Genomic DNA, 23,814 nt, shown 5'->3' with positions numbered 1-23,814 from the left:
GTTTATACATCAATCATTAAAAATTATACATGAAATACGGCTATTTGTCTAGTATAAGTAAGGATTAATCATGATCCTCTATGTAGATTTAAAATATATCAACAATGCTATTCTTAATGGCAAAGACTGCTGCTTGTGTTCGATCAGATACATTAATTTTTTTGAAGATGTTGGAAACATGATTTTTAACTGTTTTCTCGCTAATGCATAAGTTATGCGCAATTTCTTTATTAAGCATACCTTCTGTAATCAGCTTAAGTACTTCAATTTCACGTTTGGTTAATTTATTAAAGCCCATCTCTTTTTCTTCTTTTGTATTATTCATACGCTTAAAGAGTAACGATGCCATATTGGGTTGAATATAAGATTCACCATTATAAATGGTGCGAATGGCTTTAATGAGCACATCTGACTCTGAATCTTTTAAGACATATCCTTGAACACCAATCTCAAAAGCTTTGTAAAGGTATTCCACCTCATTATGAATCGTTAAGAGCAGGGTCTTTGTAACGATATTGTTTTCATTCAAGTACTTCAACACCTCTAACCCGTTCATTCTTGGCATATTAATATCTAACAATACCACATCCGGGTTGCATTCCACAATCTTCTTAACTGCCTCTAATCCATTTCCAGCCTGGTCGATGACTTCTATGTCATCTTCTAACTCAATTAACTGCTTTAAACCTTCTCTTACCATTGAATGATCATCTGCTATAAGTATTTTTATACTACTACTCATGAGTATCCTCCTTACTTTCTAAAATAGGTATTTTAACATAGATTTCGGTGCCTGTGCCTATCACTGATTTTAGCTTATATTCTCCCATTAATAAATGAGATCTTTCTCTCATCATTGAAATACCAAAACCTCTGTTATTTTCCATATTTAGTTTAACGTTATTTATGTCAAATCCATCTCCATCATCATTAATTTTTAGTTCAATGAATTCAGGATTATAGAATAGTTTTATTGTCACATTGAGTGCATTGGAGTATTTATTAGCATTGTTAAGAGCTTCCTGAACAATACGATACAAGGTTAATGAAATGATTGAATTCACATCATCTTCCATATTTAACACTTCAAAAAATATATTAAAGTTGACTTCATTCCTTATTTTATCAATGTATCGTTCTAAAGTAGGTACCAAACCTAAATCATCCAAAGCCATTGGTCGAAGATTATAGATCATCCTTCGGGTTTCATTGATGGTGGTTCGAATAATGGCTTTTAATGACTGAAGTTCTAATCTTGTGCGTTCAAGGTCCTTATCAAGTAATTTAATACATAACTCCGTTTTCAAAATGAGATTGGATAGATTCTGAGATGGACCATCATGCATCTCTCTTGATATACGTGCCCGCTCTTCTTCTTGGGCTTTGATGACTTTTAAACCCCATATTTCTTTAGAATTCATGGTGTTCGCATCGTTATTAATTTCATTCAATTCTCCTGAGAGGATACCATAAGCAAAGTCGAAATTACTGCTAATATAATCCGATTTTTCTGCCAATTGTCGAATGGCTTTGAGTTCTTTTTCTAAAGAATTTCGCTTATTGACAATGTGCATTTCATGCTCATATTCCGTGGATAATTGCTTTCGAATGTCCTCTGTTTCCTTATACACAGATTTCATTTCTTCTTCTGTATAAAGCTTATAGTTCTTATTAATTGTCAATAATTTAGTTTTGCTAATGCTCAGCTTATTTTCTAATTGCTCAACATGCTGCATGATTTCTGCTGTCTCATCTTTAAGCACAAGGAACTTATCTTCTAATTCTACATATTTTTTATTAATATAAGAACTTATTTCAAGAATTTCCTTATTTCTCTCTTTTATGATTTCTTTCGTCTCATCGACAATTCGATTTAACTTTTTTACTATATCTTCATACATATTATCAGACACCTTATTGACAAAATATAACACTTTCTTTCAGTCATATTATTATATCATTAAAGTATATTATAATACAAGCAAATTACGCATATTAGTACTATCTTAGGAGTCAAAATAATACACCAAAATAACAAATATAATTTATATGAATTTATCTATTATTCTAAAATTAGACATTATTTTTTCCTTTAAATGGACGAATATGTAATAAATTCTATTTATATAATGATTATTTCCATTCAATTTAACGCATATATTTATGAGCTTTTTTATAAATTCTTCATTAAGCTATTGAATTTTTTATGACTTTACGACATAATAGATAGTAGACGGTAATACCCATATTAATAATCATATAGTTCTATTCCTTTGAAAAATATCTTTTGCTACAATGAAAGGAATAACCGTCTTAAATAAACTTTTATGAGCCACAATATAAATAAATGAATAGTTCTTAAGTAACAGATATAGTTTATTATTATATGCTGTGATCTGATTTAACTAAATAACCGATTCATATTTATAGAATCATTCTATAATAGAAGGGAGATAAATGTGTGAAAAAGCAAACGAGGAATTTATTTTATTGCTTGTTATCCATCATGGCAATAGCGATTATCAATAAAGTCATCTTTATTACATCCTCTATAAAAAATAACCTGCATTCTTGTAACAGTTACTACTATCAATGGAAATTTGGTAAAATCTTTTATACCATTCAAGGGGAAGGACCACCGATTCTACTTATTCATAGCTTCTATAGAGGAAGTTCAGAACGGGAATATAAACGGTTAATTAAATATTTAGCTACAAAACATACGGTATATACAGTAGACCTGATTGGATTTGGTCGTTCAGATAAACCGAAGATTACGTATACTGCTTTTTTATATGTGCAATTGATCTCCGATTTTATTAACGAGGTGATTAAACAAAAGACGGATGTTATTGCTTCGTCGTCAAGTTCAGCGTATGTCACCATGGCATGCTACCAAAAACCTGATATCTTCAAAAAACTATTATTCATTACGCCTACTTCACTTGCAACCTTATATCGCAATCCTGGTAAACGTGATAAAGTACTTAAAGTTATCTTGGAATCGCCTATTATCGGAACAACCATTTATAACATGGCCTGTTCAAAATATATGCTAAAAGCTAAGTTTAAAAGAGATTTTTATTATAACAAAAGAAATATGCGTTCAAAAATAATTGATATGTATCATGAGGCAAGTCACCTACAAGGTTCAAATAATAAATACTTATTCGCATCACAGTGTTGTAAGTACTTGAATGTATCCACCAGACAGGCTTTAGCAAGTATTAATAACAGCATCTACATTGTTATGGGAGATATTCCTCATGCTGAAGAGATTCTTGATACGTATTTAGCCATTAATCCAGCTATCGAATACTCACGCTTGAGTCATACCAAAGAATTACCCCATCTGGAGCATCCTACAGAGGTGATGGATATCTGTCACATCTATTTTGACCATTAATTACATGAGGGGCTGTCTCAAAAGTACACTATAATCTATATTGCTTTTGAGACAGCCCCCTTCTATGGGTTACAACCCTGTCGTGAACCTTAAACTAATATCCAATGCTTTTACAGAATGGGTAATAGCACCCACTGAAATAACGTCAACACCTGTATGGACAACTTCTTTTATGGTGTCCTTGGTTATATTACCAGAGGCTTCCAATATAGCCTTCCCCTGGGCCATGGATACAGCTTCTTTCATCTGGCTTATTGTCATGTTATCTAACATAATGATATCTGCTTGGGCTTCTAGTGCTTCCTGTAATTGATGGAGATTCTCTACTTCTATCTCAACCTTCATGGTATGGGGTATTTGGGCTTTTGCCATGGTAATTGCTTTTTTGATACTACCCACTGCATGAATATGATTATCTTTAATCATCACGGCATCAGAAAGGTTAAACCGATGATTATAGCCGCCTCCTACCCGCACGGCATATTTTTCCAAAGCCCGCAACCCTGGGGTTGTTTTTCTTGTATCCACAATACGTACAGGAATGCCTTCTGTTTCTTTAACCAACTGATTGGTCATGGTAGCAATACCAGAAAGCCTTTGAATGATGTTTAAGGCCGTTCTTTCTGCTTTTAACAGGGTTTTTGTTTGGCCGCTGACCTCTGCTATGACATCACCTTTTTTCACATGATCTCCGTCATGTTTATAGAAGGATAATGCCATGTTTTGATTTAACAATAAAAAAACCCTTGCAAAGATGTCACATCCTGCCAGTACTCCTTTTTCTTTAGCCACTAACTGAGCTCTACTTTGTTTCATGTCATCCATTAAAATATCTGTGGTAATATCACCATAATGCATATCTTCTTTTAAAGCCAACACAATGATTTCATCAACTTTTTGCTGTAGTACCATATGTCATCCCCTCCAAACTCTCTCTTTTTTGCATATCATCTTTTATCATGGCTTGTATAACCAAAACAGCATTCATTTTCTCTATGTCTTCCACGGTTAGTTTATTTTTATTTGAACGGTTTAATCCATTTATTTGCTTTTGTAGGTGCTCCACATGTTCCATGGACCTGTTAAGACTAAAATAGTGTTCCATCCAATAGGATATAGTTTCTTGGCTTTCCATGATTGCATGATTAGAATGAAATGCTGTACACCTTATGTCTTTAAATGCTATAGGCTCCTTATCCCACCATGTATGTATCCCCTTAGCAATACGATTGCCAAACACAATGGCTTCCAATAACGAATTACTGGCTAGCCGATTTTTACCATGGACACCTGTACAAGCGCATTCACCACAGGCATATAAATGATGAATGGATGTTTGCCCATCTATATTCACTTTGATTCCCCCCATGAAATAATGCATGTTGGGGGCTACTGGGATATAATCGGTGGCCATATTGATACCATACCCTTTTAAAAACGAAAATATTGTTGGAAACCTTTCTTTAAGCTGCTCTTCCTGAAGATGGGTTATATCTAAATCAACATAAGGTTTTTTTTGCTTCCTAAGCTGTTCCATAATGGCCTTTGAAACAATATCTCTTGGTGCTAATTCTTTCATCGGATGAACGTTTTCCATAAAGCGTTCCCCTTTTTCATTGTATAATAATGCCCCTTCACCTCTAACGGCTTCAGATATAAGAAAACTTTGCTTTTGCCTATGATGAGGGTTATAGTATACGGTTGGATGAAATTGTGTATAGGACATATTTTTAACTTGGCCTTTAGCTCTTAACACCATGGCTATACCATCACCTTGAATACCCTTCGCATTGGTGGTGTGTGCATATAAGTTACCAATGCCTCCTGTATTTAACACGGTAGCTCTTGCATAAATGGCAGAGACTTTACCCTTATTCATGATGAGGACACCCATGCATTGTTGATTCTGGGTTAATAGATCAATGGCAAAGACATTATCCAGTATATGAATATTATCCTTCTCTTTCACTCGATGATATAAAACGTCCATGATGGACTTACCTGTATGATCACCTGAACGAATAATCCTTGAGACACGATGTGCCCCCTCTTTACCAAAGAGAAACTGCCCCTTTTCATCTTTATCAAAGGGTACACCCAATGCTTCTAGCGCCCCGATATTTTCACTTGCACCGTGTATCATGGCCCATACAGCTCGTGTATCTGACTCACCTTTTCCACATATCATGGTATCCTTATAAAATTGTTCATGGGTGCCTTCACCAAAAGATGTGGCGATGCCACCTTGTGCCAAATAAGAATTGGTTTCTTTATAAGACCCTTTTGACACAAGTAGGATGTCCATATGGGATGGTAGCCTTAATGCAGTATATAATCCAGCAATGCCGCTGCCTATAATCACCACATCTGCATATTTCTTAGGGATATGGGCTGTATCAAATGGTATAACATATTCTCTCACTACATCACCTGCTATCTACAATGAAATCATTCTTTCCAATGCCCTATTGGCTTTCTGACGAATGTTCTCATCAACGTCCACAACATGGGTTTCGTTTACTAAGGCATTTCTTACATGTTCAAGGGTTGTTTTCTTCATATTCTGACACGTTAAACGCTCCGATAGAAGAATAAATTCCTTATGAGGGTTTTGTTTTTTTAGGGTATATAATACACCCCTTTCCGTTCCGATGATTATTTGTTTCTGCTCTATGGATCTGGCTTTATCTATGATTTGCGCTGTACTTCCTACAAAATCTGCATGACGAACAATGTGTGGTCGACATTCAGGATGGACCAGTATAGGTGCGTTAGGGTATTTTTCTTTTATATGTAATAATTGCTCTTCTCTTAATTGATGGTGCACAATGCAATATCCCTGCCATAAAATAATATCCTTATCTTTCACCTGACTGGCTGCGTATGCACCTAAATGTTGATCCGGCACAAATAAAATCTGTTTTGCATCCAAATGATTGATAACGGAAACTGCATTGGATGACGTGCAGCATATATCACTTTCTGCTTTGACTTCTGCTGATGAATTCACATAGCATACCACTTCTGCATGTGGATACTGTTTTTTTACCAAACGCAATTGCTCTGGGGTTACCATATCTGCCATGGGACATCCTGCTTCCATAACAGGAAGGATTACCTTCTTGTGAGGTGAAAGTATTTTGGCTGTTTCAGCCATGAACTTCACACCACAGAAGATAATCATATCTTCTTTTATCTGTTTGGCAATTTTGGACAAAGCCAGTGAATCGCCTACAAAATCCGCTATTTGCTGAATATCTTCTGTTTGGTAATGATGGGCAACAATACACGCATTTTTTTCTTTTTTCAACTTCATAATTTGATGCTGTAAATCTTCTATCATGCTATCACCTGTCCCTCCGCTTTTATAACCATTTTAATTATCCTTCTGCTATGTTCAAGTACCAATTTATTCAATTTACCACTCTCCTATTAGCTGTACTGCATTTCTCCTATAACTATAAATGCTATTAAGGATAGAAAACGACAATGCAATGGTTATCATAGCATTGTCAATTGTCTTGTCATGTGTCTTGTCACCTACTAATATAACACACTCTATTCCTATGTGCAATATTATATCGTAGTCTTATAATTGGCTGATGTTTCATAAAACTAACGATTGGATACTTTCTTTTTTATCTTTGCAATGACAAACAGTAAGAGTGGAATGAATACTTGTACAATAATGTACGGGATAACAAGAACATAGGTAATTTGCTGTTTTAAGACAGTAAGACTCCCCCACAATATGAAGGATAAGATAACAAGTACAACACCAACAGGCGCCGATAGAACCCGATAATCTTTTAATTCTAACCATTGGGCTAAGGCAAGTACAGCACAATAATGGAAAACAGCAATTTTAATAAATACACCACCAATCCACATAAACATAATAATGGAATCCAGCCTTTCAACAAACCCAACGCTGACATAACGGGCAAGTGATAAGTATGGATACGTTAAATAAAGTGTATCCCCACCAAAAGTCGTTACAATACTAATGTTAACCAACACACCCAATATACCTACAATGATAATGGCCAGAAACAACATTTTTTTTACCTTAGTAGGTTTATCAATATAAGGTATAAACATGGTAATAACAACGGTTTCACTAAACCAAATAATATGTCGATAAGCGCCTACTAACACAGGCTCCATTCCATCTGCAAATACAGGTAGTAGTCTTCTAAAATCCATATCTTTTGCTGCATACAGCAGTATAGCAAGAATGGAGAGCATGAAAATAGGAAAAATAATCCTATTGGTTCTTACGATTACTTCAAATCCTTTATACACACCATATATAGATGGTAGGATAATACCAATAATAAAAAATAACATAGGTGTTTCCGGCATAAAAGGTCCTGAGAGTAATTCTGCAAATTCTCTAATAATAACCGCATTGATATGGATAAAATAACAGCAAAAAATCAAACCAATTATTTTACCAGGAATCTTACCAACAATATCTGAACTATATTGTATGATGGTTTTATTCTTGTACATCAAGCCTAAACTGGTTAACATGTAAGCGACCACAATACCAAATACGGTAATCACCAAAACAGAAATCCATCCATCTTGCTTAGCCTCAAAATAGGTCATTGTCGGGAGGTATAGGATGGCCGTTGGGGCAATCGTTGTGATGATTAATCCAACCGTCGATTTATATGATATTTTTCCATCTTCAAGCATGCATATACCTCCTTATTCATTGGATTTTGTAATTAACCCCGTTCGTCTTATTGTCATATCCACATTCACTTCTACGGGTACAGATGGAAAGATATCCAACCAATAATCTTCTATTTCTTTCCATAGTTTAGGATTTTCTCGATTAATAGCCTCATCAAAAGTAAAAATATCCACTTCTAATTCCTTACCCTTTTCTATAGCTTTATACACTTCTTCCTCAATAACTTTTGCTGTATCCTCTTCCAGCTTTTTTATAATGTCACCTTTTGATAAATCCACTTCCGTGTTGGATTCAGCCACCTTACCTTCCGATGCAATATTGACAATCAATTTTTCTAAGGTATTATCACGAATAACAGGTTTTATACTACTGCTTGCACGTAAATTATCTATATAAACATACAATCCTTTTTCCAAAGGGTATTGAACTTCAATAATGCAACTCTGTATCTCGCCTAATACCCATAATAGACCTCTTGTTTCAATGTTATCAAACCACCCTACTAATTTATTTTCATTAAAAATAGCTGTATCCATTAACTCTAAATTATTCGTACATCCTTTATCAATGATACCTATACCTGTCATAAAAGCATTATTGAAATTTTTAGATGCCCTCAAAAAATAGCGATGTAAATCAACCATCACATTTTTACCATTTGATTCTGATAGCTTAACCATATCACTGATATTAAAAGCTTGTATAATTTCTAAATCAATGGTTTCCGCGTCAAGAATCTCTTTTGCATTCCCCTTTGCCACAAGCAAATACGTTCTGCGCCTTACTTCTTGATCTCTTTCTAATACATCTAAAATTGGAGAAATACCTTTTTTAGCCAATTCTTCACCAATTATGAGAACATTGATATGTGACCAATACCCTCTTCGACCTGTTTGAAGTATATAATTTCTGTTAGCATCAATGAGAGAATTACCTTCTACCACCACATTTTGTGTCGGTTTTTCTTCTCCTCCTCTTTTTCCACTTTGAGATTCAATTTTCATTTCTCTATGAAGAATGACTTGCATGGTTAATCGTAACTGCTTTTCTTCTCCAACATCAATACCTACTCCTGATAAAATGGATATTTCATCTAATTCTTTTTTACTCCAGCAGCCAGAAAGTAAACATATTTGAACTAAGATTAATACGATTAACAACGGTTTTTTTTTCATCATTAAAAATCTCCTCTTATATTTTAGCTGATTTAATGGTGTTGGAGTTTCTTAGATGGATGTGTTTTTCTTGTCCTTATTATTTAATCTTTTCTTATTATTACTGATAATACCCGGTCTATCTCTCATCAACCATAGTGGAAATCGCATGAGTGTATCTTTCAAACCTTCATGAGATCTTGGTGCAAGAGGTGACATATAAGGTGCACCAAAAGATTTGATACTGACCATGTGTAACAATAAAAAAATGGTTCCAACTAATATGCCGAATAGACCACCAACAGCGCCTAATATCATAAAAGTAAACCTAAGAATGGTGATAGAATCATTCAGTGAGTAAATAACAAAGGTTGCAATGCCTGTTAAAGCTGTTATCATAATAGCTGGATTACTCACAAACCCTGCCTCTACTACAGCTTCTCCTAGAACAAGTGCTCCCACAATGCTCACTGCTTGACCAATATACTTTGGCATTCTGATGCCTGCTTCCTTAAATACTTCAAAAAAGATAGACATGATAAATATCTCCACAAATGCTGGAAATGGAACGCCTTCTTTAGCTGCTGCCATGGTGATAAATAGATGGGTTGGAAGCATTTCCTGATTATAGGTTTGAGCCGATATATAAAACCCTGGTAAGAAAATAACAATAAAAAGTGATAATACACGAATGCCTCTTAAAAAAGAAGCATACCATGGACGTGTATAATAATCCTCACTGGATTGTAAGTTTTCAATAAATAAATAAGGTATGGTTAATACAATAGGAGAACCGTCAACGATTACGGCAACTCTCCCTTCTAATAATTTGGCAGCTGTTACATCAGGCTTTTCTGTGTTTCCAATAGTAGGGAATAAACTAAATGGTTCATCTTCAATGAATTGTTCAATATACCCTGAATCAATGATGCCATCGATACAAATCTTTTTTAATCTTTTTTTTATTTCTTTAATAATTTTATCCTTGGCTATGCCTTTTATGTAGGCAATAACAAGATCTGTTTGGGTGTATTGACCCACCGTCATCAGTTCAAAGGTCAATTTTGTTGACTTTATTCTTCTACGAATCAAAGCTGTATTTGTCAATAAGGTTTCTGTGAAAGCCTCATGTGGTCCTCTAACCACAGAACCCGTTATAGGCTCCTTAACGTCTCGGTCTTTCCATTCTCGTGTATCCATTTCATAGGCACTATCAAACCCATCAACCAGTAAAACAGACTTACCCATTAATACGGCTTTAATGACATCTTCCACACATGCTACCTCTTTTATGTCGGCTACTGTCAAAATGTTTTTTTTCATATAATGCATGAGATGCTTTTGATCATGCATATCTTCATACATGACTCTTTTCAGCACATTAAAATCTAACACATTTTGCCTTGTTAGACCATTAATAAATATCAAAATCCCTGAAAGACCACGTTCTCTCCCAATAGTCATCTCACGATAGATCATATCATGAGAAGTGCCTAATTGACCTTTTATAACCTTTATATTACTTGCTAAGTCTTTCGTTATTCTCTTTGGGTTTTTCACTTGATCTTCTTTTGATGCATGACTTATTTTTTTCTTAGTTAATTGACGAAAAAATCGGTTCATAGCTTTCATCCTTAAGTTTTTATATAGCTATTCTTTGAATTCCTTGTGAAAATTATTCCATATCCTGCAATATAATCCTATAATACCTACTATATGTTTGATGCCTCTCTACCAAACCCTACACAACATGTTCATCTATTCTTGAGTAAAACAATACGCTTACTTTGCCCACTAAAAAAGATACCTCCTAAAAGGTATCTCTTGATGATCATTTAATGGCATTTTTTTCTTATCTTATCTTTTTTTAGTATCATATCTCTACACTTCATTGCTTGTCTTTCATAGACTTCTCCAACCGCTTCAAATCCAATTGTCTCATAAAAGGGTATGGCTTGGTGTTGCGCATGGACCATAATGGTTTTGGCACCAAGATCAAAACCTTTTTGAATCAGCATACGTACGATTAAATCACCATAATACTTTTTTCGTTTTTCTTTTATAACAGCAATTTTACCAATGCTGTACCCTTGGGGAGATGGTATCAGTCGACCAGCACCTACCGGTTGATGACCTTCATAAGCCACCACATGAATAGCTACATCATCCAATGCATCCGTTACATCATCTCTGTGCATGCCCTGCTCATTAACAAAAACAAGCTCTCTTATAGGCAAGACATCTTTCATGGCATCATAACCTTCACTATAACTTGCTGATATCATATTTTTTCCCTCTCACACCATCAATCTATGAATCCATTAAACAATCCTATACATGACAGCCTGCTAATTCATAGGAATAACAATACTTATCTCATAGGCATCGTCTACTTCTTTTACTTTATAATCCACGTCCACACCCGAACTTTCAATCATATCTACTGCCTGCTTAATGGTATTGGTAAATATACGAATGTCTTTCATGTAACGCTTCACTTTTTTTTGGTCCTTCTTGTTCTCTTCCATCATGCGATTTAAGGTACGCTCAATTAACTCTTCCGTCTTCTTCACATTAAGGGTTTGCTCAATCACCTTATTCAATATACTGAGTTGTAACGCTTCACTGGGTAATTTCAACAGAGCCCTAGCATGTCTTTCCGATAAATGATGATCCAATAATATTTTCTTAACCTGATCACTTAGTTTGAGAATTCTAAGTTTATTGGCAATGGTTGACTGGCTCTTTCCTACTTGTTTAGCCACTTCTTCTTGGGTCAGATCATAATCATGAATTAAGTTATAGTAGCCTTCGGCTTCTTCTATGTAATTCAGGTTTTCCCTTTGTAGATTTTCAATTAAAGCTATGACCGCACTGTCTTTATCATTGACATCAATAATAATAGCCGGAATCTCCGTAAGTCCTGCAAGTTTTGTAGCCCTTAGTCGTCTCTCACCTGCAATAAGTTCAAAGTACTCTTGGTTGATGGGGCGTACACTAATGGGTTGCATCACACCAAACTCTTTGATGGAATTAGCTAATTCATCTAACATCAATTTATCAAAGATTTTTCTAGGTTGATAAGGATTAGGTCTTATATTATTCACAGAAATGAACGTAATTTTATATTCATTAATCATAACGTTAACGATTCCTCTCTTCTTTAGTATTTATATAAAAAGTATATAGGTTATACTTAAGGAACTATCTATTTTATCATCACCTAAGTGACTATTCTATTCAAACGTATCTTTATTATGCTATGATCATGGATGTAACCATATATAATCACTAAAAAATTAAAGAAACATGATTAATAGGAGATATTTTTCATATACCTTACCTCTTATTATATCAAAATATAATACAAATTGAAACATATTCTTGGATAACTTCTAAGTGGATGACCACTCCAACCCATGATTATTTCCTGGGTAATAATTTATAAAGGGTTCTTTTTCGGTTTCCCAGCTTTCCTTGGGTATTTCTTTGGGGTTATACCCTCTTTTTTAATCATGACAAAAATACGTTCAATATCCGACTGGGGTATCTGGACGCTCTTAACACTTTCTTGATAACCTCCAAGTGTTTCTATGGCTCTCTTTGAACCTTCTAATTCCTCATGAGAATCCTTTGCCTTATAAGGTATAAAATAGCCTCCCATTCGTACAAAAGGCATACAATATTCACTTAAGATAGAAAGGTCTGCTACTGCTCTTGACACACATACATCATACTGCTCTCGATACAAGGGGGAACTGCCCAAATCCTCAGCCCTTCCATGCATACACTGAACATCCCTTAATGCCAATGCATTGACAACTGCTGTTAAAAATTGAATACGTTTATTCAGTGAATCAGCCAGTGTGAGCTTTATATGAGGATACACAATCTTTAATGGAATACCTGGAAAACCTGCACCTGTTCCCAGATCAATGACCTGATGGTAATGGGTTAAAGGCATGACCTGATGAATAGCAATGCTATCAAGGAAATGTTTAATGATTACTTCTTTTTCTTCTGTGATGGCTGTTAAATTCATTTTTTCATTCCAATGGATGAGCATCTCATAATATGCTTCAAATTGACTTATTTGATGTTGGGTTAGATGGTACCCAAGTTTTGATGCACCTTCAGCAAGCATCTTTATATGTTTCACTGTCATCATCCTAACTGCTTATTTTTTCCTTCTTAATTGTTCAAGATACACTAACAACACAGAAATATCTGCTGGGGAAACACCTGAAATCCTTGACGCTTGTCCAATAGACCGTGGACAAATCGCCTTTAACTTTTGCATGGCTTCAATCCTTAAACCTTTTATGGCTTCATAATCTAAGTCTTCAGATAAGTACTTCTTCTCCAGCTTTTTAAACTGATTTACCTGTTTGATCTGCCTGTTGATATACCCTTCATATTTAATGGATATATTCACTTGTTCGATTACCTCTGCAGCTAGAGGCATGCGCTTCTTATCAATCTCCGCAAGTTTCTCATAATCTATTTCTGGTCTTTTTAAAAGTTCAGCCAATGAACTACCTGAACGAAGAGGTGTGCTCTCCCATCTTTCTAGAAAAGCATTCACTTCCTTTGTTGCACCAATGGTGGTTTTCTTAAGACGTTGAACTTCTTTCTCAATCTGTTCTTCCTTCAAGACAACACCTGCATATCGTTTATCTGAAATAAGACCAACCTTATGACCAATGGCTGACAAACGTAAATCTGCATTATCCTGACGTAGTAACAAACGGTATTCCGCTCTAGAAGTCATCATGCGATAAGGCTCATTGGTGCCTTTTGTTACCAAGTCGTCGATCAGCACACCAATATAAGCCTGCGAACGGTCCAATACAACTTGCTCTTTCCCTAGTATTTTTAAGCTGGCATTCATCCCTGCTATTAAGCCTTGAGCTGCTGCTTCCTCATAACCAGAACTTCCGTTGAATTGCCCTGCACTATACAAACCCGATAAGGTCTTAAACTCTAAAGTAGCCTTTAGTTGGGTGGGATTAATACAATCGTATTCTATAGCATAGCCTGGACGCATAATCGTACAATTTTCAAGACCAGGCAACGTCCTTAACATATCCCTCTGAACATCTTCAGGTAAAGACGTGGACATCCCTTGAACATACATTTCCGTAGTACATTCACCTTCAGGCTCTAAAAACACTTGATGCCTCTCTTTATCCCTAAAACGAACAACTTTATCCTCAATGGATGGGCAATACCTTGGCCCTGTCCCCTCAATTACACCACTATATAGGGGCGAACGACTCAAGTTATTGTCAATAACCTCATGTGTTTGCTCATTGGTATACGTCAACCAACAAGGAATCTGCTCCCTCTCAATATCTTCCATACGATTTAAAAAAGAAAAAGGCACAATCTTCTGATCCCCTTCTTGAATGGCCATCTTAGAAAAATCAACCGTATTACCATCAATCCGAGCAGGTGTCCCTGTCTTAAACCGATATAGCTCGATGCCATGCTCCATTAAAGACCCTGATAATTCATTGGCCGCAAGCAACCCATTAGGACCACTAGCAATACTCACATCACCATAGATACACTTGGACTTCAGATACGTACCACTGGCAATGACAATGGCCTCACATGCATAGATGGCATCTGATACAGTCCTTACACCCGTAACGCTATTCCCCTCAACCATAATCTCAACAACTTCCGACTGCTTAATCGTCAAATGCTCCGTCTGCTCTAGCACCATCTTCATCTCTTTGGAATAACTTGTCTTATCCGCCTGTGCCCTTAGAGAATGAACAGCTGGTCCCTTTCCCGTATTCAACATCCGAGACTGTAAATAGGTCTTATCAATATTCTTACCCATCTCACCACCCAGAGCATCAATCTCACGAACAAGATGCCCCTTGGATGTGCCCCCAATACTGGGATTACAAGGCATCATCGCAATACTATCAAGACTCACCGAAAAAACAACCGTCTCAAGCCCTAACCGAGCGGCCGCCAACGCAGCCTCACACCCCGCATGACCAGCACCAATCACCACCACATCATACTTGCCTTCCATATAACTCATCTATCATTCTCCTAACCATAGATCCATTCGACATATCGACTATTTCTTCCATCTATATAACCCTATTACCTTCATTACTTTTCATCCTAATTCTATCTTATCACAAGTACCCATTCCAAAATAACTATAAGTACTAAGAATGCCCATCTCAAAATGAATACTTCCTTATACTAACTTACCTAATACCTTACCTCTACCTACAATAACCAACTAGCCCAACCACCAGCCCAGTAGAGGATGCTATGGCTAAATGCAGCGACTTCTAAAGCGTTGTTAGAAAATCTTAGCAAGCTGTGACTGATCTTACGTTAAAAACCTTAAGTGTTTGACCAATGGGAGTTTTAAGGTTTAGTAAGATCGGTCACAGCGCGCTTAGTTTTTCTTCAACGCTTTAGCATAAGCTGCATTTAGCCATAGCATCCTCTACGCCGTCTTGCACCACCCATCAACTTTTAATCCGTGACTACATCACAAAATTTATTTCCCCAAACAAAACTGACTAAATATCTCCTCAATCAAATCATCACTTACATGATCCCCCGTAATTTCCCCCAAATCACCATAAGCATTCTTCAAATCAATGGACCAACAATCCTCTGGCATCCCCATCTGAATAGATGCCTTAACCGCCTCCACACTCTTAAGGGCACGCTCAAGTGAAACCTTATGCCTTACATTGGTAATATACAACCCATCATCCATGGCAATATCCCCAAGCAAAAACATATCCTTAATCACCTTTTGAAGCTCTTCCAACCCTCTCTCATCAACAACAGACGTTGGAATAACCGTCACACCTTCAATCAACGCCCTAATATCGTCCTCCTTAATTTCCATGGATAAATCAATCTTATTCAATAACACAATCACTTGCTTATCCACTACCAAATCAAGAATATACCGATCTTCCTTGGTGATTTTCTGTGATGCATCCAACATCATAATCACAAGGTCCGCATCTTCCACCACAGCTTTTGATTTCGTCACACCAATCTTTTCCACTTCATCATCTGTTTGACGGATACCTGCCGTATCCATGATTCGAACAGGTATCCCTAATAGATTCATGTATTCCTCTAAGACATCCCGTGTGGTACCTGCTATATCCGTTACAATAGCCCGATCTTCCTTTAATAAGGCATTCAAAAGAGAAGATTTACCTACATTAGGTTTGCCAACAATAGCCGTCTTAATGCCCTCTCGAATCATTTTACCCACTTCAGAGGATTGAATCATTTTATGGATACCTTTTGCGATTCTCTCCAACTTACCCATAACATGGTCATCACTTAATTCCTCAATATCATATTCCGGATAATCAATGGAAGCCTCAATGTGGGCCATCAGCTCCAGTATCTCCCTACGTACTTCTTCCACATGATAATAAACAGCACCCTTTAATTGATGCATGGAACTTTTTAAACCAAGATTGGTTTTGGCATTGATAATATCAATGACAGCTTCCGCTCCAGATAGATCAAGACGTCCATTCAAAAAAGCCCGCTTGGTAAATTCACCGGGTTCAGCTAATGTTGCCCCATGGGTAAGTACCAATTGAAGAATTCTTTGCATGACAATAACCCCACCGTGACCATTAATCTCGATGATATCTTCTTTTGTATAGGTATCAGGTCCTCGCATAATGGAGACCAACACTTCATCTACAATCTCATCTTCTTTTGGGTCAACAATATGACCATAATGGAGTGTATGGGTTTTTTGATCTTTTAACTGTTTTTTCTTGTGGGACTGAAATAATCGGTCTGCAATAGCTATAGCTTCATCACCACTTATACGTACAATGCCGATACCTGATGCAGATAGAGAAGTTGATATAGCTGCTATTGTATGATCTAACATGGTAAAACTCCTTATTAGCGGGGAATCATAAAAAACCCAGGCTGATAAGCATGGGTCTTTTTATGCGACGGGAACCTTATTCCCCACGCTCATTATTTTTTATAATTACTTGGTGTAATAACAACTTTTCTATAAGGTTCTTCACCCTCACTATGGGTTTCTACATATTTATCATTCTGCAATGTGGAGTGAATTATTCTTCTTTCATAAGGATTCATGGGTTCTAAGCTAAACTTACGATTATTTTTTCTCACCTTATAGGCTAAGTTCTTAGCCAAATTTTCAAGGGTTTCTTTTCGCCTCTCACGGTAATTCTCCGTGTCAAGTTTAATACGAATGTATTTATCCGATTCTTTATTCACAACCAAACTCACTAAATATTGAAGGGAATCGAGGGTTTGTCCTCTCTTACCAATCAGCACACCCATACTTGGGCCACTTAACTCAATATCCATGTTTTGATCTTTTATTTGTAAGTTGATATCCACCTTAAGGTCCATGATTCGGAATATGTCTTCTAAAAATTCTGTGGCTATATCATTTAAATTTATTTTTTTAGTCACTTTCACTTTTGCTAATTTTGAACTAAATAATCCTAAAAACCCACTAGGTCCCTTTTCAAGGACTTCAATATCCACTTTATCACTTGTTGTGCCAAGAGCTATCAGGGCTTCTGTAATAGCATCGTCTACAGTTTTACCAGTTTTTTCAATATAATTCATATCAGAACTTCCCTCCTTAAATTATCCGATTAACTTCTACGGGTTAACCATTCTAGTCAAGTCCATGGTGGTTCATTCTAAGTCCCTTAAAAGTTAATGCTTAAACCTTACTTTTTTTTATCTTTGTCTAAATGATTATTAATAATCACTTGTTGAACGAACTGGAATGAACTACTTGTCAACCAGTAAAGACCTAATCCAGCAGGCATGGATAAAACAAAGAAAACCGTAATAAGTGGCATGGTATACATCATTGTTTTATTAGTTGTGGCTTGCTTTTGATCCATTTTACCAGCACTACGTGCTTGGGATGTTTTCATGACTAAGAATTGGACAACAAGGTTTAATAAAGGAATCAAAAGACCAATGGACATTAAGTCAGGGTTATCTGCTAAATTGATACCAAAAAAATAATTAACATCTGATAACTGATTTACCATGGGTTCTACTTTATCAGCAACTGAACTAAATGTATTTTGAAAGTCAACCCATTTATCTGAACTAAAGGATCCTAACAAATCAACCACTTTATCATCAACCATGGGGTCAAAATTTCTAATAGGTGTTTTTGAAGCCTCATTAACACTGGTTATGAGGGTTGTATAATCCGGTACACCTTTGATTGTCGCAATAATACCTAAGTAGATATTTTTAATGTTGACAATATAGGCTGGAATATTTCTAAGTACGGCGAATAAGGACATAATAATGGGAAATTGAACCAACAACGGTAAACAACCGCCAAATGGGCTCACGTTGTTTTCTTGATATAAAGTGGACATTTCCATACGCATCTTATTCTGAGATTCTGCATCTTTTTTGTTTTTATATTTATCTTGAATCTTCTTTAGCTTTGGCTGTATGGCTTGCATACCAAGCATGGACTTTTGTTGTTTAAAAGCTAAAGGTAACATTAATATCCGTATAATAACAGTGAATAGTATAATACTTATGCCTAAAGATTCTATACCAATTGAACTAAACATCTGATAAATGGTATTCATAATCATCCCAAAAACCTTGGCAATAGGGCCAGTTATGGGGGTAGTACTCTGGGTTAGAACAAAAATATTCGATAACATGTACTAAGTTCCTCCTATAATTTATGGTACTGGGTCGTAACCACCTTTATGAAATGGATGACATCGACATATTCTTTTAACACCTAACCATGCTCCCTTCATAAAGCCATATTTTGTAATGGCTTCATAGGTATACGCCGAACAAGATGGCGTATAAATGCATGAAGGCTGTTTCATAGGTGAAATATATTTTCTATAAAACACAATAAGGCCAAGTGCTGCCTTTTTAAATAATTGCATTGTCATCACTACTTTTCATTTTCATTTAATAAATGGTGTCTTTCCAATAAATGCATCAATGCTTTTTCTATGTCTTTATAAGTAGCCTCAGATGCTTTTACTCTTCCAATGATTACAATATCAAATCCAAACTTTATCCGATTCTCTTTTAACCGATAATTTTCTTTAATCAACCTTGTAAGCCTGTGTCTTACCACACTATTACCAACTTTTTTACTTACAGAGATACCCAAACGGTTGATTGTATCTCCATTACTATAAATATACATAACTAAATGCTTATTGGCAAGGGATTTCCCCTTTTGATATACTGTCTTAAAATCTTTTCGTTTTTTTAACGATTCTGTCTGCTGCATTCAGAAACTCCTCCTATACGTCACAAGGCATGCATGTTTCCTTAATCCTTGGTCATCTCTCTCTAAAGATAAGGTCTCATGACACGCTACCCGTGCACAAGTATGCTTATAACATGTAAAACCTTGTGATGTAAATCTTAAGCCATTCATCAACTTTTGGAGGATAGTATAAAAGGCCACTAAACGGGGCCTTAAGCTGATAATTTTTTTCTACCTTTTGCTCTTCTTCTTGCTATAACGCTTCTACCACCTGTTGAACTCATTCTTTTTCTAAATCCATGTTCTCGACTTCTTTGTCTTGTTTTAGGTTGATATGTTCTTTTCACTAAAAGCACCTCCTTTAATAATGACTTCTTAAAAGATACGACAGTGTCGTCATCTATTAAATAACTTGTACTTTTTTAATGCTTTTAGCACTAATAAAATACTTTCATTTACCCTATAAAAAACATACGTGCTTCTTGTCATTTTAATATTAAAGCACTATTTCAATTATATTAAAAAACTACTTCTGAGTCAAGTAAAAAATTTTTATAAATCTTATCCACATTTTTTAGGCACTTTTTCCACATTTTGTGGATAATTTGTTAAAAACTTTTTATCCACAGCAAGACCTTTTTTTGTGGATAACATAGGGTAGTTTACGAATTTTACATTTTTTTACAATGTCCTTTATCCATAAATTCTATGCACAACTAAAGCTATTAACAGCCTGTATATTCATGTCATGGGCATAATGTGGATAAATACATATAACATGAAGTTATCAACAATATTAACACAACAAACTATCCACCTTATCCACACTTTTTATCCACATAGTCATATTCTAGCATTGAAAATTAAGCTTTTATAGAGTAATATATACATTATATAGTTGAATAAGCTTGTATGAATTGGTTTATTCACAGGTATATATAATTGATATGACGATGATAGTTTCATAGCCAACACCACATGATTCTGGCCAAGGTATACCATCAAATTGTTCCTTAAGGTTATTTTTTTGGAGCTCATTTTATGATGCCTAAGAATCTTTTCTTGTCCTATGAAATGATTATACCTTGAAAAAATGAAAAAGGAGGACATAGGATGAGTCATTCCGTAATCGAAAATTGGGATAAGGTACAAGCTCTTCTAAGAGACGAATCTGATATCTCAAAAATATCCTATAAGACATTTCTTGAAAATTTGCAACCTGTTAAAGTACATGATGACACCATTATCATTAAAACAGATGATGAAATTGGACGGGACTACATTGAAAGAAAGTACAGCCGTTCCATTATCATCGCTATTCGAGAAATTGTAGGCCAAATATATGAAATAAAATTCATGTTACCTAACGAATTAGAGAAAGAAAACAAAGATAAAAAAGGGTCCTCAAAAAAAAGTTCTACTAATAATAGTACCCATAATACGACAACAAACAATAGTCAATATAATAACCTCAATTCCCGTTATACATTTGACACCTTTGTCGTAGGTAACAACAATAAGCTGGCTCATGCTGCTTCACTTGCCGTAGCAGAATCACCTGCCGAAGCTTATAACCCACTTTTTATATATGGAGGCGTAGGTCTTGGAAAAACTCACTTGATGCATTCCATTGCACATTTTATTCTATCGGAGAATAGCCGTTCCAAGGTATTATATGTATCGTCAGAGAAATTTACCAATGAGCTCATTAATTCAATTCGTGAAGATAAAAATGAAGAATTCCGCCAGAAATATCGAAATATAGACGTTTTATTAGTGGATGATATTCAATTTATTGCTGGAAAAGAACGTACACAGGAAGAATTCTTCCATACCTTTAATACACTGTATGAAGCCAAAAAACAAATAATCATCTCCAGTGATCGCCCACCAAAAGAAATTGAGACCTTAGAAGAACGTTTGCGTTCCAGGTTTGAATGGGGCTTAATCGCAGACATTCAGCCGCCAGATTATGAAACACGGATGGCCATCTTACAGAAAAGAGCCGAATTAGAAAACTTAGACCTACCCGATGATGTTATACAATATGTGGCCACCAACATAAAATCAAATATTCGAGAACTTGAAGGGGCTATTAATAAAATTATAGCTTATTCAACCTTAGTACATAAAGATTTAACGAAAGAATTAGCGGAAGATGCACTGAAAGATCTCATCACACCAGAAAAAAACAAAGAGATCACACCAGAATTTATATTAGAAATTGTAGCAGAGCATTACAACCTGAATCCAATGGATATCGTTTCCAAAAAAAGGCCTCGGGACATTGCTTATCCAAGACAGATTGTCATGTATTTATCCCGAACATTAACGGATCTTTCACTACCTAAGATAGGACAAATTCTGGGTAAACGAGACCATACAACCATCATACATGGTTATGAAAAGATCAGCAAAGATATTACAAAAGACAGTGCCTTAAAAAATACCATTGAGATTCTCACCAAGAAGATTACAGGAAAATAGAACACCTTAAAAATTATAATGCCAAGGACGTCCATCGCTACCATGCATTATAATTTTTTTGAAGCTAATAAGTTATCAACAAGGGCATGTGAAGAGCCTATGCATAACCTGTGTAAAACTTTTTTAAGGATAAGGGCCCCTTATGTTCTGTGGATTAATATAAAAAAATATCAGAACTATTCACAGGGTTATTATACTTATTGACAGGGTTAGATTATCGGGGTTCATAACACTTATTAACATATTAACAAGCCCTATTATTATCTTTACTAGAAAAAACTATATATATTATATATATGCGTGTGAAAGGAGTTATAAACAAACATGAAATTAACATGTCAAAAAAGTGATTTATTAAATGGTGTAAATACCGTTCTAAAAGCAGTATCAACACGAACAACGTTACCTATTCTAGAATGTATCTTATTACAAGCAACCACTGATGGGTTTAAACTCATTAGTAATGATTTGGAACTTGGTATCGAAAGTAATGTACAAGCAACTATAGAGGAAACAGGAACAGTTGCATTAAAGGCTAGAATTTTTTCAGAGATTGTAAAGAAATTACCTGATAATGACGTGCACATAACAGTGGATGAAAAAAGCTACACCACCATTAAGTGTGAAAAATCTAAGTTCAATATATCCGGGCAATCAGGAGAAGAATTTCTTCAATTACCGAATGTACCAAAAGAGAATGGTATCCTCATCTCACAATTCAAACTGAGAGAGATGATACGCCAAACCATTTTTTCCATTGCACTTGAAGAAATCCGCCCTATCTTAACAGGCGAACTGATTGAATTCAAAGACAATGAGCTCAACATGGTATCCCTTGATGTTCATCGGGTTTCTATTCGAAAAATGGATTTCGAATCCGCCCTTCAAAACATGGTAGTGGTGGTTCCAGGAAAAACATTAAGTGAAATCAGTAAGATTCTTGATGCAGACGATGAAAAAGACGTACAGATTTACTTTTCAGACAAACACATTCTCTTTGAATTAGAAGACAGTATCATTGTATCAAGATTACTTGAAGGGGACTTCCCAAAATATGAACAATTTTTCTCCAAAGACTATGATACACTGGTAAAAATCAATAAACAAGAACTCTTCATGAGTATTGATCGAGCAGCGTTAATCTCTAGAGAAAGTAAGAAGAACCCTATAAAAATGACCATCAAAGATAATAGCATGATCATTACTTCCAATACAGAGCTTGGGGATGTTTATGAAGAAATTGATATTGAAAAAGAGGGAAACCCCTTGGAGATTGCCTTTAATCCCAAATATTTTATGGATGCTTTAAAAGTAATCGATGATGATTATATCCATTTACAATTTACCAATCCCCACAGTCCTTGTATGATTTTACCAGAAGATGGTGATGACTATAAATATCTCATAGTACCCATTAGAATCAGGGCTTAGAGGAGAAAAAGATGGAAAATATTGCGATTGATACAGCATACATTAAACTTGGCCAATTATTAAAACTTGCTGGTATAGCCGATTCAGGTGTTCATGCAAAAATATTAATCATGAACGAAGAAGTTCGTGTCAATGGACAAGTCATGACCCAAAGAGGAAAAAAAATATACCCTGAAGACCACGTATCGGTGAAAGGTTTTGGCGAAATTAAGGTAACCAAATAGTTCACTTATGACGCGTTAAAAAGATGTCTATAACAATAAGTTAAACCTCAATGCATAAGGATGCATAAATATACATTGGGGTTTATCATCATGTGGATAAATAGAAA

22 protein-coding genes are annotated in these 23,814 nt (G+C 35.5%); 4 read left to right on the top strand and 18 right to left on the bottom strand.

Annotated features, from left to right (window positions below; translation table 11 throughout):
* Positions 1 to 88: 88 nt before the first annotated feature.
* Entirely contained in the window at positions 89 to 742 is a 654-nt protein-coding gene (locus tag HZI73_RS01825) for a response regulator (RefSeq protein WP_212696562.1), read from the bottom strand.
* Positions 735 to 1,901, bottom strand: coding sequence for a sensor histidine kinase (locus HZI73_RS01820; RefSeq protein ID WP_212696561.1), 1,167 nt, complete (start codon positions 1,899 to 1,901; stop codon positions 735 to 737). Before HZI73_RS01820 ends, HZI73_RS01825 begins: the two co-directional genes overlap by 8 nt.
* A 560-nt stretch (positions 1,902 to 2,461) precedes the next feature.
* On the opposite strand from HZI73_RS01820, the gene HZI73_RS01815 reads away from it, so the two are divergent.
* A complete protein-coding gene (locus tag HZI73_RS01815) occupies positions 2,462 to 3,406 on the top strand; it encodes an alpha/beta fold hydrolase (RefSeq protein ID WP_212696560.1) in 945 nt (314 codons plus the stop codon).
* Between the two features lie 69 nt (positions 3,407 to 3,475).
* Here the strand turns inward: HZI73_RS01815 and nadC are convergent, their stop codons facing one another.
* The 16 genes from nadC to rpmH all read right to left on the bottom strand — a co-directional run bounded on the left by nadC (position 3,476) and on the right by rpmH (position 19,912).
* Positions 3,476 to 4,318, bottom strand: a complete 843-nt coding sequence (gene nadC, locus HZI73_RS01810) for a carboxylating nicotinate-nucleotide diphosphorylase (RefSeq protein WP_212696559.1) — start codon at positions 4,316 to 4,318, stop codon at positions 3,476 to 3,478.
* On the bottom strand, positions 4,296 to 5,828 hold the full coding sequence (locus HZI73_RS01805; protein ID WP_212696558.1) for an L-aspartate oxidase: 1,533 nt from the start codon (positions 5,826 to 5,828) through the stop codon (positions 4,296 to 4,298). The genes nadC and HZI73_RS01805 overlap by 23 nt, the downstream gene beginning before the upstream one ends.
* A gap of 15 nt (positions 5,829 to 5,843) precedes the next feature.
* Entirely contained in the window at positions 5,844 to 6,749 is a 906-nt protein-coding gene (gene nadA / locus HZI73_RS01800; protein WP_212696557.1) for a quinolinate synthase NadA, read from the bottom strand.
* 272 nt (positions 6,750 to 7,021) lie between these two features.
* Positions 7,022 to 8,110 (bottom strand): GerAB/ArcD/ProY family transporter, encoded by a 1,089-nt coding sequence (locus HZI73_RS01795; RefSeq protein WP_212696556.1) that lies wholly within the window; start codon positions 8,108 to 8,110, stop codon positions 7,022 to 7,024.
* Between the two features lie 12 nt (positions 8,111 to 8,122).
* Positions 8,123 to 9,289, bottom strand: coding sequence for a Ger(x)C family spore germination protein (locus HZI73_RS01790; RefSeq protein WP_212696555.1), 1,167 nt, complete (start codon positions 9,287 to 9,289; stop codon positions 8,123 to 8,125).
* Positions 9,290 to 9,337: 48 nt separating this feature from the next.
* Positions 9,338 to 10,888, bottom strand: coding sequence for a spore germination protein (locus tag HZI73_RS01785; RefSeq protein WP_212696554.1), 1,551 nt, complete (start codon positions 10,886 to 10,888; stop codon positions 9,338 to 9,340).
* Positions 10,889 to 11,100: 212 nt separating this feature from the next.
* Entirely contained in the window at positions 11,101 to 11,550 is a 450-nt protein-coding gene (locus tag HZI73_RS01780; RefSeq protein WP_212696553.1) for a GNAT family N-acetyltransferase, read from the bottom strand.
* A 63-nt stretch (positions 11,551 to 11,613) separates the two neighbouring features.
* Positions 11,614 to 12,405, bottom strand: a complete 792-nt coding sequence (gene noc, locus HZI73_RS01775; protein WP_212696552.1) for a nucleoid occlusion protein — start codon at positions 12,403 to 12,405, stop codon at positions 11,614 to 11,616.
* Positions 12,406 to 12,707: 302 nt separating this feature from the next.
* Positions 12,708 to 13,430 (bottom strand): 16S rRNA (guanine(527)-N(7))-methyltransferase RsmG, encoded by a 723-nt coding sequence (gene rsmG / locus HZI73_RS01770; protein WP_212698672.1) that lies wholly within the window; start codon positions 13,428 to 13,430, stop codon positions 12,708 to 12,710.
* 12 nt (positions 13,431 to 13,442) lie between these two features.
* On the bottom strand, positions 13,443 to 15,326 hold the full coding sequence (gene mnmG / locus HZI73_RS01765) for a tRNA uridine-5-carboxymethylaminomethyl(34) synthesis enzyme MnmG (RefSeq protein WP_212696551.1): 1,884 nt from the start codon (positions 15,324 to 15,326) through the stop codon (positions 13,443 to 13,445).
* A 477-nt stretch (positions 15,327 to 15,803) separates the two neighbouring features.
* Positions 15,804 to 17,186, bottom strand: coding sequence for a tRNA uridine-5-carboxymethylaminomethyl(34) synthesis GTPase MnmE (mnmE, locus tag HZI73_RS01760; RefSeq protein WP_212696550.1), 1,383 nt, complete (start codon positions 17,184 to 17,186; stop codon positions 15,804 to 15,806).
* A 92-nt stretch (positions 17,187 to 17,278) separates the two neighbouring features.
* Positions 17,279 to 17,908 (bottom strand): RNA-binding cell elongation regulator Jag/EloR, encoded by a 630-nt coding sequence (gene jag, locus HZI73_RS01755; protein WP_212696549.1) that lies wholly within the window; start codon positions 17,906 to 17,908, stop codon positions 17,279 to 17,281.
* 107 nt (positions 17,909 to 18,015) lie between these two features.
* Complete coding sequence (locus HZI73_RS01750) at positions 18,016 to 18,990, bottom strand: YidC/Oxa1 family membrane protein insertase (protein WP_212696548.1); 975 nt, start codon at positions 18,988 to 18,990, stop codon at positions 18,016 to 18,018.
* A 21-nt stretch (positions 18,991 to 19,011) separates the two neighbouring features.
* Positions 19,012 to 19,236, bottom strand: coding sequence for a membrane protein insertion efficiency factor YidD (gene yidD, locus HZI73_RS01745; RefSeq protein WP_212696547.1), 225 nt, complete (start codon positions 19,234 to 19,236; stop codon positions 19,012 to 19,014).
* A 2-nt stretch (positions 19,237 to 19,238) separates the two neighbouring features.
* Positions 19,239 to 19,586, bottom strand: a complete 348-nt coding sequence (gene rnpA / locus HZI73_RS01740) for a ribonuclease P protein component (protein ID WP_212696546.1) — start codon at positions 19,584 to 19,586, stop codon at positions 19,239 to 19,241.
* A 191-nt stretch (positions 19,587 to 19,777) separates the two neighbouring features.
* A complete protein-coding gene (gene rpmH, locus HZI73_RS01735; protein WP_212696545.1) occupies positions 19,778 to 19,912 on the bottom strand; it encodes a 50S ribosomal protein L34 in 135 nt (44 codons plus the stop codon).
* A 766-nt stretch (positions 19,913 to 20,678) separates the two neighbouring features.
* On the opposite strand from rpmH, the gene dnaA reads away from it, so the two are divergent.
* The 3 genes from dnaA (at position 20,679) to HZI73_RS01720 (ending at position 23,707) form a co-directional block, all read left to right on the top strand.
* Positions 20,679 to 22,052, top strand: a complete 1,374-nt coding sequence (dnaA, locus tag HZI73_RS01730; RefSeq protein WP_212696544.1) for a chromosomal replication initiator protein DnaA — start codon at positions 20,679 to 20,681, stop codon at positions 22,050 to 22,052.
* A gap of 324 nt (positions 22,053 to 22,376) precedes the next feature.
* Positions 22,377 to 23,483: a DNA polymerase III subunit beta gene (dnaN, locus tag HZI73_RS01725; protein WP_212696543.1), complete on the top strand. Its 1,107-nt coding sequence runs from the start codon at positions 22,377 to 22,379 to the stop codon at positions 23,481 to 23,483.
* A gap of 11 nt (positions 23,484 to 23,494) precedes the next feature.
* Positions 23,495 to 23,707, top strand: a complete 213-nt coding sequence (locus tag HZI73_RS01720; RefSeq protein WP_212696542.1) for an RNA-binding S4 domain-containing protein — start codon at positions 23,495 to 23,497, stop codon at positions 23,705 to 23,707.
* Positions 23,708 to 23,814: the final 107 nt, after the last annotated feature.

Origin of the sequence: Vallitalea pronyensis (genome assembly GCF_018141445.1) — a bacterium.
Classification (GTDB): Bacteria; Bacillota; Clostridia; order Lachnospirales; family Vallitaleaceae; genus Vallitalea; species Vallitalea pronyensis.
The sequence above is the reverse complement of the archived record's forward strand: the minus strand, read 5'-3'. Positions and strand labels throughout refer to the sequence as shown.

What these genes read in the sequence shown, in the direction of transcription:
- HZI73_RS01825 (WP_212696562.1), bottom strand. Translation starts at nt 742, where the DNA reads ATGAGTAGTAGTATAAAAATACTTATAGCAGATGATCATTCAATGGTA.
- HZI73_RS01820 (WP_212696561.1), bottom strand. Translation starts at nt 1,901, where the DNA reads ATGTATGAAGATATAGTAAAAAAGTTAAATCGAATTGTCGATGAGACG.
- nadC (WP_212696559.1), bottom strand. Translation starts at nt 4,318, where the DNA reads ATGGTACTACAGCAAAAAGTTGATGAAATCATTGTGTTGGCTTTAAAA.
- nadA (WP_212696557.1), bottom strand. Translation starts at nt 6,749, where the DNA reads ATGATAGAAGATTTACAGCATCAAATTATGAAGTTGAAAAAAGAAAAA.
- HZI73_RS01795 (WP_212696556.1), bottom strand. Translation starts at nt 8,110, where the DNA reads ATGCTTGAAGATGGAAAAATATCATATAAATCGACGGTTGGATTAATC.
- HZI73_RS01790 (WP_212696555.1), bottom strand. Translation starts at nt 9,289, where the DNA reads ATGATGAAAAAAAAACCGTTGTTAATCGTATTAATCTTAGTTCAAATA.
- HZI73_RS01785 (WP_212696554.1), bottom strand. Translation starts at nt 10,888, where the DNA reads ATGAACCGATTTTTTCGTCAATTAACTAAGAAAAAAATAAGTCATGCA.
- HZI73_RS01780 (WP_212696553.1), bottom strand. Translation starts at nt 11,550, where the DNA reads ATGATATCAGCAAGTTATAGTGAAGGTTATGATGCCATGAAAGATGTC.
- noc (WP_212696552.1), bottom strand. Translation starts at nt 12,405, where the DNA reads ATGATTAATGAATATAAAATTACGTTCATTTCTGTGAATAATATAAGA.
- rsmG (WP_212698672.1), bottom strand. Translation starts at nt 13,430, where the DNA reads ATGACAGTGAAACATATAAAGATGCTTGCTGAAGGTGCATCAAAACTT.
- mnmG (WP_212696551.1), bottom strand. Translation starts at nt 15,326, where the DNA reads ATGAGTTATATGGAAGGCAAGTATGATGTGGTGGTGATTGGTGCTGGT.
- mnmE (WP_212696550.1), bottom strand. Translation starts at nt 17,186, where the DNA reads ATGTTAGATCATACAATAGCAGCTATATCAACTTCTCTATCTGCATCA.
- jag (WP_212696549.1), bottom strand. Translation starts at nt 17,908, where the DNA reads ATGAATTATATTGAAAAAACTGGTAAAACTGTAGACGATGCTATTACA.
- HZI73_RS01750 (WP_212696548.1), bottom strand. Translation starts at nt 18,990, where the DNA reads ATGTTATCGAATATTTTTGTTCTAACCCAGAGTACTACCCCCATAACT.
- yidD (WP_212696547.1), bottom strand. Translation starts at nt 19,236, where the DNA reads ATGACAATGCAATTATTTAAAAAGGCAGCACTTGGCCTTATTGTGTTT.
- rnpA (WP_212696546.1), bottom strand. Translation starts at nt 19,586, where the DNA reads ATGCAGCAGACAGAATCGTTAAAAAAACGAAAAGATTTTAAGACAGTA.
- dnaA (WP_212696544.1), top strand. Translation starts at nt 20,679, where the DNA reads ATGAGTCATTCCGTAATCGAAAATTGGGATAAGGTACAAGCTCTTCTA.
- dnaN (WP_212696543.1), top strand. Translation starts at nt 22,377, where the DNA reads ATGAAATTAACATGTCAAAAAAGTGATTTATTAAATGGTGTAAATACC.
- HZI73_RS01720 (WP_212696542.1), top strand. Translation starts at nt 23,495, where the DNA reads ATGGAAAATATTGCGATTGATACAGCATACATTAAACTTGGCCAATTA.